Below are 11,561 nucleotides of genomic sequence, written 5' to 3'. Positions count from 1 at the left end.
CCCACTCGCGGGGCGCGAACCCCATGTCGGCCGGTGTGAGGCCGGGGAACATGTGCCGGAACACCCGCTCGTAGGCGTAGTTGGGGCACCGGATCTCCCCGGCCTCGACGCGCCCCACGTAGCGCGCGTCGCACGAGACCTGTTCGCCGATCTCACGGGCGGCCCGGCGTACGGCGGCCGCGAACTCGCCGGGGGACAACCGGCCGCGCAACTGCCTGAATGCGGTGTTCGGGCGGGGCAGGACGTCGCGTGCTGACCCCGATGGACCTGTGGGCGACGTCATGGCGGACCCTCTCCATGCCATCCGTGCGGCGATGCCGCACCATGGGCGGTACGGCGGGGAAGACCGTACCGTCTGGGACACCCGCGATACGGGCAGTTTGTTTACAAAAGGGATATCCCACCCGGCATCCGCCATGAAGTGCCATCCTTTACAGCGTTCTGACGCCGTTGCTGTTGACGGCCTTCCGCGTTGCTCCAGGTGTAAGGGAGCGGCGCGTCAGGAGGAGGGGTTTCCCGTGCTGGAAGCCGGCGTGGACAAGGGTGTCGTGGAGACCGCTTCGGAGCCCTCGGGCCGTACCGTGGCCGGCGCACCGCCCGGTGACCTCGATCTCGTCACGGTGCCGGCCCGGCAGGGCCTGGAGGCGGTGGACATCCTCCGGCTGCGGGACGGCGTCGGGCCGGTCCTGCACGACGGCGCCTGCGACACCCTCGGCTTCCTGGTGCCCCCGGGCACGGCCGCCGGCTGGGACGTGCCCGGCAGCGCCTGCACGCAGACGTACGGCGGCGGCCGGGCCGGCGGCCCGCGGGGCGCGGACGAGCCGCCGGTCGCGGGCACGGGCTGGCTGGTCCCCCCGGAGGGCGCCTTCGCCGCGGCGACCGATCCCGCCGTCCTGCGCGCAGCGCTCGGCGAGGCGGCCCGCACCATCGAGGCCGTCGACCGCTGCCGCTGAGCCGCCCGGGCGGCCCGCGCCACGCGTACCGCTCACCGGCCGCACCCCGAGGCCGCCCGCGCCCGGCGTGATCCTTCCGGGGGATACTGACCCGATGGCGAGGAACAGGCGGGCGCGGGCGGCGCGGGAGCCGGTGACGGCGCAGGTGAGCGGCGGGCGGGCCGAGCTGCGGCCCGACCGGGACCGGGCGCGCGGCTGGACGCTGCTGATCGACGAGGCACCGCAGTCCTTCGTGGACCTCGACGACCCGGCGTACCTGGACTTCCCCTACCAGCGGCGGCTGGGCCACGTCGCCGACCTCGCGGCCCCGGCCGGCAGGCCGCTGCGCGTCCTGCACCTCGGCGGCGGCGCGCTCACCCTGGCCCGGTACGTCGCGGCGACCCGCCCGCGCTCCACCCAGCAGGTCGTGGAGGTCGACGCGCCGCTCGTGCAGTTCGTACGGGAGCACCTGCCGCTGGAGAGCGGGGCGCGGATCAAGGTGCGCGGCGGGGACGCGCGCGCCGGGCTCGCCAAGGTCCCGGACGGCTGGGCCGATCTGATCATCGCCGATGTGTTCAGCGGCGCCCGCACGCCCGCGCATCTGACCAGTACCGAGTTCGTCGCCGAGGCGGCGCGGGCGCTGGCGCCCGGCGGCTGGTACGCGGCCAACCTCGCGGACGGTCCGCCGCTGGCCTTCGTGCGCTCCCAGATCGCCACTGTGGGCAGGGTCTTCGAGGAGCTGTGCCTGACCGCGGCGCCGCCCGTGCTGCGCGGCAAGCGCTTCGGGAACGCCGTGCTGCTCGCGGCGGACGGCGCGCTGCCGGTCGCCGAGCTGACCCGGCGGGCCACGACCGACCCGGAGTCCGGGCGGGTGGAGCACGGCCGCGGGCTGCGCGACTTCGCCGGGGGCGCGGCGCCGGTCACGGACGCCACCGCGGTCGCCTCGCCCGCGCCGCCGCCGGGCACGTTCGACTGAGGGGCGGCTGCGGTCGGGAGCGGCTTCCGCAGAGGAGCAGCGGCCGCGCGGTGCGGGCTACCGGGAGTGGTCGTCCGTGGTGACGACCGGCGGATGGCCGTTCCAGGCGCAGATCACCGAGGCGCGGTCGGGGCCGCGGGTGAAGTCGACCCGGAGCCAGCCGTTCTGCCGCCACACCTGCATCTGCCAGCCGGGCCCGGGCGTCGCCGACACCAGCTCGGCGTAGGTGGCCCGCAGGTCCAGGACGACCCGGCCGCCGACGGTGCGGTAGCCCCGTACGGTGCCCGAGCCGCCGTCCGGCGCCGAGGTGTCCGGCGCGTCGGCGGAGCGGCTCGGCGACGGGCTGCGCGGGGGCGTGGCCGGCTCCTCGGGCCGCTCGGCCGTGCGGGTGGGCGACGGCGAGGGCGTGGCGGAGGGCTTGGGACGGTGCGTGGACGACGCGCGGGGTGCGGCGCCGCTCGCGGACTCGGACTGCGCGCCGGGCGCGTTGTCGGAAAGCGGCAGCGCGCGCGGTGGGTCGTACGCCGTACCGGAGACGACGGTGTGCACGCCGAACCACGACAGCGTGACCGCGGCCCCGGTCGCCATCGTCCAGGCCGCCGCGTGAACCAGTCCTCGTCGCACGCGGGCCATACTGCCCCACGCACGCACCGGGTACGAGGCCGTGCCGGAGTCGTGCGCGAGCGGGCGGCACCCGTACGGGAGCGGGCCGCACCGCGCACGGAACGCACAGCGGCCGTCAATGGCCGGTCAAGAAGCGCACCCGAATGGCGTACGGTGCCGTCCCATGGCACGTGTGCTCGTGGTCGAGGACGACCAGTTCGTCCGCTCGGCCCTCATCCGGCATCTGTCCGACGCCGCCCACACCGTGCGCAGCGTCGGCACCGCCCTGGAGGCGCTGCGCGAAGTGGCACAGGTCGGCTTCGACGTGGTCGTCCTGGACCTCGGGCTGCCCGACCTGGACGGCCGTGAGGCGCTGAAGATGCTGCGCGGCATCACCGACGTCCCGGTGATCGTCGCCACCGCGCGCGACGACGAGGCGGAGATCGTGCGGCTGCTCAACGACGGCGCCGACGACTACCTCACCAAGCCGTTCTCCGTGGAGCACCTGTCCGCGCGGATGGCCGCCGTCCTGCGCCGCGCCCAGGGCCCCGGCGGCGGACCGCCGCCCTCCCGGGTCCTCCAGGTCGGCGGTCTGACCGTCGACCCGCTGCGCCGCCAGGCCGAACTGGACGGCAGGCCGCTGGACCTGACCCGCCGCGAGTTCGACCTGCTGGCCTTCCTGGCCGGGCGGCCCGGCGTCGTGGTGGCCCGCAAGGAACTCCTCGCCGAGGTGTGGCAGCAGTCGTACGGCGACGACCAGACCATCGACGTGCACCTGTCCTGGCTGCGCCGCAAGCTCGGTGAGACCGCGGCCAGCCCCCGCTACCTGCACACCCTGCGCGGCGTCGGCGTGAAGCTGGAGCCGCCGCAGTGAACACCTCCCGAAGAAGCACCGGGCGGCCGGCGGCGAGCAGGGGAGCGGCCGCGTGAGATGGGCGCTGGTCAAGGTCGCCCTCGCCGTCACGGCCATGGTGGTGATCGCGTTCGCCGTCCCGCTCGGCCTGGTCGTGAAGGAGCTGGCCAGGGACCGCGCGTTCGCCAACGCCGAGCGGCAGGCCGCCGCGATCGGCCCGGTCCTCGCGATCACCACCGACCGCGCCGCGCTGACCCGCGCCGTGGCCAGCGCCGAGACCGGGCCCGGCGGCCAGCTCGGCGTGCACGTACCGGCGCGGCACCGGGGCGGCGCGCCCGCGGTGATCGGCGCGGGCCGGGCGAAGGCCGCGGACGTCGCGCGGGCCGCGCGGTACGGCCGGGCCTCCGTCGCCACCGTGCGCGGCGGTTCCTCGCTGCTCCAGCCCACCGCGGTCGCCTCGGGCACCGCCGTGGTCGAGGTCTTCGTGCCCGAGGACGCGGTCACCAACGGCGTCGCGACCTCCTGGGTGCTGCTCGCCGGGGTCGGGGCCGCCCTGATCGTCGGCTCGGTCGCGGTCGCCGACCGGCTCGGCACGCGCATGGTGCGGCCCGCCGAGCGGCTGGCGGGCGCCGCGCTCGACCTCGGTGACGGCAAACTCGGCGTGCGCGTGCTGGAGGACGGCCCCAAGGAACTGCGGTCCGCTGCCGTGGCGTTCAACTCCATGGCCGACCAGGTCGTCCAGCTGCTCGCCAACGAGCGGGAGCTGGCCGCCGACCTCTCGCACCGGCTGCGCACCCCGCTCACCGTGCTGCGGCTGAACGCGGCCTCGCTCGGCGAGGGGCCTGCCGCCGAGCACACGCGGGCGGCCGTCGCCCAGCTGGAGCGCGAGGTGGACCAGATCATCCGGACCGCGCGCGAACAGCAGGCGCTGACGCAGCAGGTGGCGGCCGCCGCCGGGTGCGACGCGGCCGAGGTCATCCGGGAGCGGATGGGGTTCTGGTCGGCGCTCGCGGAGGACGAGGGGCGCACGGTACGGGTGGCGGGCGCGGACCGTCCCGTACGCGTCCCCGTCGCGCGCGCCGAGCTGGCCGCCGCGCTGGACGCGCTGCTCGGCAACGTCTTCCGGCACACGCCCGAGGGCACCGCCTTCGCCGTGGACGTGCACAACGCCGAGGACGCGGTGATCGTGCTGGTGTCGGACGCGGGGCCGGGCATCGCCGACCCGGCCGAGGCCCTGCGGCGCGGCCACGGGGACGGCGGTGACGGCTCGACCGGGCTCGGCCTGGACATCGTCCGCCGCCTCGCGGAGTCCACCGGCGGCGACGTCCGCATCGGCCGCTCGGTCCTGGGCGGCACCGAGGTACGCGTCTGGCTCGCCCTGGACGGCCGGCGGCGTCCGGGTACGGGGCGCCGCCACCGGGCCCGCCGCCGGCTGGGCCGGCTGCGCCGCCGGGCCCTCCGCAAGAGGGTCCCCCGGCCCCGCTGACCGCCCCGCCCGGCCGCTCCGCTTAACCGGTCCCTTCGGGCACCTTAAGCGCGCCATAAGGAGCGGCGACCATGGCCCTTACCTGCCGTTTGTCCGTTTCGCTGGCGCTAGCGTGCGGGGCGCACCGGATGCCTCCCCCACGGGCTCCGGTGCACCGGACCCCCCCCACGAACTGACAGACAGGCAGGTCGAGATGGTTTCCTCGCGCTCCCGGGCCCACCGCCGGCGGATGAGCGGCAAGGCCAGGCTGACCGGTGCCGTGGTGGCTGCCGCGGTCGCGGCCGGCGGCGGGTTCGCCGTCGCCGGCGCGGCCCAGGCCACCAAGGCGGCGCCGGCCGAACGGGCCGCTGCGGGCGGTGCGTTCGCCCCGTACGTCGACACCTCGCTCAGCCCCGCCTACGACATCGTCGGCACGGCGGAGAAGACCGGTGTGCAGACGTACAACCTCGCCTTCATCACCTCCGGCGGCGGCTGCGACCCCAAGTGGGGCGGCAGCGGCGCCCTGGACGGCGACCCGGTCGCGCAGCAGATACCGAAGCTGCGCGCGCAGGGCGGCGACGTACGCGTCTCGTTCGGCGGCGCCGCCGGCTCGGAGCTGGGCCTCGCCTGCAAGACGGCCGACGAACTGGCCGCCGCGTACGGCAAGGTGATCGACGCCTTCGACCTCAAGAAGGCCGACTTCGACATCGAGGGCGGCGCGCTGCCCGACACCGCGGCCAACACCCGCCGCGCCCAGGCCATCGCGAAGCTCCAGAAGGACCACCCGGACCTGGACGTGTCCTTCACCCTGCCCGTCATGCCCGAGGGCCTCACCCAGGACGGCGTGAACCTCCTGGCCGACGCCGAGAAGAACGGCGTCGAGGTGTCCGCCGTCAACATCATGGCGATGGACTACGGCGCCTCCTACGGCGGTGACATGGGCGAGTACGCGATCCAGGCGGCCACCGCCACCCAGAAGCAGGTGAAGGACGCGCTCGGGCTGGACGACACGGACGCCTGGAAGACCGTCGCGGTGACCCCGATGATCGGCGTCAACGACGTGGCGACCGAGACCTTCACGCGCGACGACGCCAAGGAGCTGGCGGACTTCGCGGCCACCAAGCACCTCGCCTGGCTGTCCATGTGGTCCGCCACCCGCGACAAGCCCTGCGACGGCGGCTCGTCCGGCACGGCCCAGCCGACCTGCAGCTCCATCGACCAGCAGCCGCTGGACTTCACCAAGGCCCTGGGCGCCTACCAGGGCTGAGCACCGGCCATTTCCCCCTCCCCCCACACCACCCCCCACCAGCGGGGCGCAGCGGATTCCCACCCCCACGGCCGCTGCGCCCCGCTTCCGCTTGCGCCGTGCCGCACCGATCCGGTGCCGCTTTCCGCCGTTGCGTCGCGTTCCGCTGTGTAATGGCGGGAAACATTCGACGCCGGGAGTCCGGAGGCAGCCATGGCAGCGGCAGGGCGCGGTGGTCGGCGCGGCGGACGCCCCACGCTCGAGGAGGTGGCGGCGCGCGCGGGCGTCGGCCGGGGCACCGTGTCCCGGGTGGTGAACGGCTCGCCACGGGTGAGCCCCCGCACCCGGGCCGCGGTCGAGCGCGCCATCGCCGAGCTGGGGTACGTGCCGCACGGCGCGGCCCGCGCGCTGGCCGCCGACCGGACCGACGCGGTCGCGCTGGTCATCCCGGAGCCCGAGACCCGGCTCTTCGCCGAGCCGTACTTCTCCGGCATCGTCCGCGGGGTCGGCGCCGGGCTAGCCGACACCGACCTGCAGCTGCTGCTGATCCTGGTGCGTACGCCGAAGGAGCGGGAGCGGCTGGGCCAGTACCTCGCCGCGCACCGCGTGGACGGCGTGCTGCTGGTCTCCGTGCACCAGGACGACCCGCTGCCGGACCTGCTGTCCCGGCTGGAGCTGCCCGCGGTGCTCAGCGGCCGCCGCTCGGCCCGCGAGACCGTGCCGTACGTGGACTCCGACAACGCCGGCGGGGCGCGGGCCGCCGTCCGGCACCTCCTGGAACGCGGCCGGCGGGTGATCGCCACGATCACCGGGCCGCCGGACATGTACGCCGCGCAGTGCCGGCTGACCGGCTACCGGGAGGCGCTGGCCGACGCCGGGCACGGCCCGGACGAGGCGCTGATCGTCCCGGCGGACTTCACCGAGGAGGGCGGGCGGCGCGCTGCCGCCGCGCTGCTGGACCGCCGCCCCGACGTGGACGCGGTCTTCGCGGCCTCGGACGTGATGGCGGCCGGGGCGCTGGCGGTGCTGCGGGAGCGCGGGCGGCGGGTGCCGGCGGACGTGGCGCTGGTCGGCTTCGACGACTCGGCCGTGGCCCGCCACCTGTGCCCGCCGCTGACCAGCGTGCGGCAGCCGATCGAGGAGATGGGCCGGGCGATGGCCCGGGTACTGGTCGACGAGCTGGGCGAACGCTCCCGGGAGCGCCCGCAGCTCGTGCTGCCGACGGAACTGGTGGTGCGGGAGTCCTCGTGACCGCCGTCCTGCCCGGCCCCGCCGCCCCGCGTACGGTCACGCCGCGCCGCCGCGTACGCCCGCACGGAAGGCGATCGGCGTGCTGCCCGTCCGGTGCAGGAAGTACTTGCTGAAGTTCGTCGCGTCCTCGAAGCCGAGCCGGCGGGCGATCCGGGCGGCCGGCAGGTCGCCGTGCGCCAGCAGCCGCTTGGCCTCCAGCACGACCCGGCGGTCGATGAACTCCTTCGCCCCGATCCCGGCGGCGGCCTCCGTCGCGCGGGAGAGCGTACGGGGCGAGTAGCCGAGCGCCCTGGCGTAGTCGGCGACCCGGCGGCTCGCCGCGAAGTCCCGCTCGACGGCGTCCCGGAAGCGCAGGAACGTGGCCGTCGCGGCGCAGTCGCCCGCGGCGTCCGCCGGGTCCCGCACCAGGTGCGCGGCGCGCAGCACCAGCACCGAGAGCAGGTGCCGCAGGACGTCCAGGTGTGCCTCCAGCGGCAGTCCGGCCCGCGCGCCGAACTCGCGATGCAGCTGGGCGAGGGCCGCCCGCGCGGCCTCCCCGGCGGCCTCCTCGGGACGGCGGACGGCCGGGCCGTACCAGTCGTCCAGCCGGGCCGCCGTGGCCGTCGCCGGGTCCACGAAGCCGGACTCGAAGAGCACGAGGACGCCCTCGGCTGCGGACAGGTCGCCGAAGTGCTGCACCTGCCCGGGCCGTACCCACAGCCAGTCGCCGGGCGCCAGCTCGTACCCGCGGAAGTCGACGGTGTGCGCGAGGCGCCCTTCGTCGAGCGCGAGGAGGTGGTGGAAGCCGGGGCGGTGCGGGACGGCCAGCGCGCAGACGTCGGCCCGCGCGCGCAGCTCGGCGAGCGTCAGCACCTCCACGCCGGCGGGCCGCCCGGCCGGCGCCGTGAACGGCACCTCCGGGATCTGTTCGTGTCGCATTTCCACCATCGCTCGTCCCGCGCCTACCCCGGTGCCCCCTGTTCTCCCCTCTAGCGTAGAAGAAGGCCGTGCGGCCAATGGCAGAAAACGACAATGAGTAGGAGCCCCCCATGTCCAAGATCGCCCTCTTCGGTGCCAACGGCACCATCGGCAGCCGCGTCCTCGACGAGGCGCTGGAGCGCGGCCACGAGGTCACCGCGGTCGTCCGGGACCCCGCGAAGCTCACCAGGTCCCACCCGAAGCTCACCGTGACCACCGGTGACGTGCTGGATCCCGCCTCCGTCACCGCGGTGGCGCAGGGCCAGGACGTGGTGGTCAGCGCGGTCGGCGGCGGCGACGGCCCGGGCCACCTCGCCACCATCGAGCCCTCCGCCAAGTCGCTGGTGGCCGGGCTGCGGCAGCTGGGTGCCGACGCGCCGCGGCTGATCGCGGTCGGCGGCGCCGGCTCGCTGCGCACGCCCGACGGCAAGCAGGTCTGGGACGCCGAGGGGCTGCCGGAGTTCCTGCTGCAGATCATGCACGCGCACGGCGACGCGCTGGACTTCTACCGCACCGTCACCGACGTGCGCTGGACCAACCTCAGCCCCGCGGCCTCGATCGAGCCCGGCGCCCGTACCGGCAGCTACCGCACCGCCACCGACGAGCTGGTCACCGCGGCGGACGGCAGCAGCCGGATCTCCGCCGAGGACTACGCGGTCGCCCTCCTCGACGAGGTCGAGCAGCCCCGCCACATCGGCGAGCGCTTCACCGTCGGCTACTGAGCCCCGGACGGTACGGACGTTCCGTACGTGCCGGAGCCCGGACATGACGAAGGCCCGGTCCGCCTGAGCGGACCGGGCCTCGCCGGTCTGGGTGAGTAACGGGACTCGAACCCGCGACATCCTGGACCACAACCAGGTGCTCTACCAGCTGAGCTATACCCACCATGACCGGTGCTGTTGTGGTTCTTTCCGCACCGGCCGAGAAAAAGTGTACAGGGTCTGGAGGGGTGCTCGCTCCCGGCTTTCCCCCTGCCCGGGAGCGAGCTGCGTCACTGTCCGTCCACGGACTGCGCCGCGGGGGTCTCCGCGGGCAGGACGTGCTTGGCGGCGATCGCCCTGGCGGTGTCGGAGTCCGGCCCCGGCTGCGGCACGAAGACCGCCTCCCGGTAGTACCGCAGCTCCGCGATCGACTCACGGATGTCGGCGAGCGCCCGGTGGTTGCCGTTCTTCTCCGGGCTGTTGAAGTACGCCCTCGGATACCAGCGCCGGGCCAGCTCCTTGACCGACGAGACATCGACGATCCGGTAGTGGAGGTAGTCCTCCAGCTCCGGCATGTCGCGCGCCAGGAAGCCGCGGTCGGTGCCGACGGAGTTGCCGCACAGCGGGGCCTTGCCCGGCTCCGGCACGAAACTCCTGATGTAGTCCATGACCTGCCGCTCGGCGTCGGCGAGGGTCGTCCCGCCGGCCAGCTCCGCGAGCAGGCCCGAATTGGTGTGCATCTCGCGCACCACCTCGGGCATGGTCTCCAGGGCCTCGGCGGGGGGACGGATCACGATGTCCACCCCCTCGCCGAGGATGTTCAGCTCCGAGTCGGTGACCAGTGCGGCCACCTCGATGAGCGCGTCGTTCGCCAGCGAGAGCCCCGTCATCTCGCAGTCGATCCACACCATGCGATCGTTCATGCGTCTCACCCTACGGGGCGCTCCCGCTGGCTGGGCAGCACCGGGCGTCCGGTGGACCGGCCGACGGCGGGCTCACCGAGCCGGGACGCGTACGCGTCCGACTCCGGCTTGCCCGGATCGTGGGCGCCGAGCGGACCGCCCTGACCCGGTACCGGGGCGTGGGCCCCGAAGCGCTCGGCCGCCGGGGTTCCCGTGCGGTCCAGGCGCTCCGGCCGGTCGGCCGGCCGGGCCCCGGGTCCTGGTGGTTCGGCGGCGCCGTTCTGTGGCCGCCGGGCGCGGTAGGCCGCCCGGTAGGCCGCCGGGGAGGACCCCAGCTGCCGCCGGAAGTGACCACGCAGCGCGACGGGGGAGCGGAAGCCGCAGCGGCCCGCCACCTCGTCCACCGAGTAGTCCGACGTCTCCAGCAGCCGCTGCGCCTGCAGGACGCGCTGAGTGATCAGCCACTGCAGGGGAGCGCTCCCAGTGAGTGAGCGGAACCGGCGGTCGAACGTCCGGCGGCTCATGTAAGCGCGCGCGGCGAGCGTCTCCACGTCGAACTGCTCGTGGAGGTGCTCCAGCGCCCAGGCGACGACCTCCGCGAGCGGGTCGGCGCCGATCTCCTCCGGTAATGACCTGTCCAGGTAGCGCTGGTGCCCCAGCTCCGACGCGGTGCGCCGGGGCGGCACGACCAGCCGGCGGGCGAGCGCGTTGGCCGCGTCGGCGCCGTGGTCGGTCCGCACGATGTGGAGGCACAGGTCGATACCCGCGGCCGTGCCCGCCGACGTCAGTACGTCGCCGTCGTCCACGAACAGCTCCCGTGGATCGACATGGACGGACGGATAACGCTTGGCGAGCGTCGGTGCGTACATCCAGTGGGTGGTCGCCGGGCGGCCGTCCAGCAGCCCTGCGGCCGCCAGCACGAACGCGCCCGTGCACAGCCCGACGATGCGGGCCCCTTCTTCATGCGCGCGCCGGAGTGCGTCCAGCGCGGCAGGTGGTGGCGCCTGGGTGATCGAACGCCAGGCGGGCACCACGACGGTACCTGCCCGGGAGATCGCTTCCAGTCCGTATGGAGCGGAAAGCTCCAGTCCGCCGGTCGTGCGCAAAGGCGCATCTTCGCCCGCGCACACAAGCAACCGGTACCGCGGCACGCCCGCGTCCTGGCGGTCGATGCCAAATACCGAGAGCGGAATGGAGCTCTCGAAAATGGGGCCGCCACTGAAGAGGAGCACCGCGACTACTTCGCGGCGTCGTCGGGCGGCGAGCTTGCGTGCGGCATCTGGTACGGCAGCGGAGTCCTGGCTCATGGCACTAAGCCCCCCTCGGTCGTCTCGCCCTCTCGGTCCTGCACTGTTCCCCCGCCGTGATTGCCAAGATCGAATCTACTGTGTCCCGTGAGGATGGAGTGCCAAGTTCACCACCTGCTGGTAAGTCGATATGGCAACTTGGCGCGAAGCATTCGATCACGAAGCGTTCCACTCGTGGGCTCCGGTGGGAAGTACGCCTCACGCGACGGGCCGCCCGTCGTAGGGCACAACCACGCCGTGCGGTCCTTTCCGTCCAGTTCAAAGGGCGGTTGGGGGTCGCTTTTGCCAAGGGATGTGCCCGGGGTCGAAGTTGGCTGAAAAGGGTCGCGGACACTCGCGCGAGGACCCTCGGAGTCGCGCGAGAGCGC

The 11,561-nt window shown here is 74.2% G+C and carries 10 protein-coding genes, 1 tRNA gene and 2 pseudogenes; 7 read left to right on the top strand and 6 right to left on the bottom strand.

Translation table 11 applies throughout. The features are described from left to right. A pseudogene (locus C3486_RS23740) lies at positions 1 to 283 on the bottom strand (tetratricopeptide repeat protein); the annotation flags it as partial. A 235-nt stretch (positions 284 to 518) separates the two neighbouring features. On the opposite strand from C3486_RS23740, the gene C3486_RS23735 reads away from it, so the two are divergent. Then, the gene (locus tag C3486_RS23735; RefSeq protein ID WP_374936911.1) at positions 519 to 953 is read left to right on the top strand and encodes a hypothetical protein; all 435 of its coding nucleotides are present in this window, start codon (positions 519 to 521) and stop codon (positions 951 to 953) included. 94 nt (positions 954 to 1,047) lie between these two features. Then, positions 1,048 to 1,908 carry a spermidine synthase gene (locus C3486_RS23730; protein ID WP_103834782.1) on the top strand — a complete coding sequence of 287 codons (861 nt, stop codon included), beginning with the start codon at positions 1,048 to 1,050 and terminating at the stop codon, positions 1,906 to 1,908. Between the two features lie 57 nt (positions 1,909 to 1,965). On the opposite strand, the gene C3486_RS23725 is transcribed toward C3486_RS23730, so the two are convergent. Next, positions 1,966 to 2,541 carry a hypothetical protein gene (locus C3486_RS23725; RefSeq protein WP_181138665.1) on the bottom strand — a complete coding sequence of 192 codons (576 nt, stop codon included), beginning with the start codon at positions 2,539 to 2,541 and terminating at the stop codon, positions 1,966 to 1,968. Positions 2,542 to 2,695: 154 nt separating this feature from the next. Here C3486_RS23725 and C3486_RS23720 point away from each other — a divergent pair, with 154 nt between their 5' ends. From C3486_RS23720 to C3486_RS23705, 4 genes and pseudogenes are all read left to right on the top strand, one after another. Next, on the top strand, positions 2,696 to 3,385 hold the full coding sequence (locus tag C3486_RS23720; RefSeq protein ID WP_103834781.1) for a response regulator transcription factor: 690 nt from the start codon (positions 2,696 to 2,698) through the stop codon (positions 3,383 to 3,385). Between the two features lie 52 nt (positions 3,386 to 3,437). After that, positions 3,438 to 4,850 carry a HAMP domain-containing sensor histidine kinase gene (locus C3486_RS23715; RefSeq protein WP_103834780.1) on the top strand — a complete coding sequence of 471 codons (1,413 nt, stop codon included), beginning with the start codon at positions 3,438 to 3,440 and terminating at the stop codon, positions 4,848 to 4,850. A gap of 352 nt (positions 4,851 to 5,202) precedes the next feature. Next, positions 5,203 to 6,096, top strand: a pseudogene (locus C3486_RS23710) (chitinase); the annotation flags it as partial. 192 nt (positions 6,097 to 6,288) lie between these two features. Beyond that, complete coding sequence (locus C3486_RS23705; protein WP_103834779.1) at positions 6,289 to 7,326, top strand: LacI family DNA-binding transcriptional regulator; 1,038 nt, start codon at positions 6,289 to 6,291, stop codon at positions 7,324 to 7,326. 36 nt (positions 7,327 to 7,362) lie between these two features. On the opposite strand, the gene C3486_RS23700 is transcribed toward C3486_RS23705, so the two are convergent. Further along, a complete protein-coding gene (locus C3486_RS23700; RefSeq protein ID WP_103834778.1) occupies positions 7,363 to 8,253 on the bottom strand; it encodes an AraC family transcriptional regulator in 891 nt (296 codons plus the stop codon). Between the two features lie 101 nt (positions 8,254 to 8,354). Between C3486_RS23700 and C3486_RS23695 the strand changes: the two genes are divergently transcribed. After that, positions 8,355 to 9,005: an NAD(P)-dependent oxidoreductase gene (locus C3486_RS23695; RefSeq protein ID WP_103834777.1), complete on the top strand. Its 651-nt coding sequence runs from the start codon at positions 8,355 to 8,357 to the stop codon at positions 9,003 to 9,005. A gap of 90 nt (positions 9,006 to 9,095) precedes the next feature. Here C3486_RS23695 and C3486_RS23690 read toward each other — a convergent pair. The 3 genes from C3486_RS23690 to C3486_RS23680 all read right to left on the bottom strand — a co-directional run bounded on the left by C3486_RS23690 (position 9,096) and on the right by C3486_RS23680 (position 11,193). Further along, positions 9,096 to 9,168 (bottom strand) — tRNA-His (locus C3486_RS23690). A gap of 106 nt (positions 9,169 to 9,274) precedes the next feature. After that, positions 9,275 to 9,907 carry an oligoribonuclease gene (gene orn, locus C3486_RS23685; protein WP_103834776.1) on the bottom strand — a complete coding sequence of 211 codons (633 nt, stop codon included), beginning with the start codon at positions 9,905 to 9,907 and terminating at the stop codon, positions 9,275 to 9,277. Positions 9,908 to 9,912: 5 nt separating this feature from the next. Then, positions 9,913 to 11,193, bottom strand: coding sequence for a GlxA family transcriptional regulator (locus C3486_RS23680; protein WP_103834775.1), 1,281 nt, complete (start codon positions 11,191 to 11,193; stop codon positions 9,913 to 9,915). Positions 11,194 to 11,561: the final 368 nt, after the last annotated feature.

It is taken from the genome of Streptomyces sp. Ru73 (assembly GCF_002920575.1).
GTDB lineage: Bacteria > Actinomycetota > Actinomycetes > Streptomycetales > Streptomycetaceae > Streptomyces.
This window is presented reverse-complemented; position numbering and strand designations above follow the sequence as displayed.

Coding starts and splice junctions, on each gene's coding strand:
- C3486_RS23730 (WP_103834782.1), top strand. CDS start 1,048: ATGGCGAGGAACAGGCGGGCGCGGGCGGCGCGGGAGCCGGTGACGGCG.
- C3486_RS23725 (WP_181138665.1), bottom strand. CDS start 2,541: ATGGCCCGCGTGCGACGAGGACTGGTTCACGCGGCGGCCTGGACGATG.
- C3486_RS23720 (WP_103834781.1), top strand. CDS start 2,696: ATGGCACGTGTGCTCGTGGTCGAGGACGACCAGTTCGTCCGCTCGGCC.
- C3486_RS23705 (WP_103834779.1), top strand. CDS start 6,289: ATGGCAGCGGCAGGGCGCGGTGGTCGGCGCGGCGGACGCCCCACGCTC.
- C3486_RS23700 (WP_103834778.1), bottom strand. CDS start 8,253: ATGGTGGAAATGCGACACGAACAGATCCCGGAGGTGCCGTTCACGGCG.
- C3486_RS23695 (WP_103834777.1), top strand. CDS start 8,355: ATGTCCAAGATCGCCCTCTTCGGTGCCAACGGCACCATCGGCAGCCGC.
- orn (WP_103834776.1), bottom strand. CDS start 9,907: ATGAACGATCGCATGGTGTGGATCGACTGCGAGATGACGGGGCTCTCG.
- C3486_RS23680 (WP_103834775.1), bottom strand. CDS start 11,193: ATGAGCCAGGACTCCGCTGCCGTACCAGATGCCGCACGCAAGCTCGCC.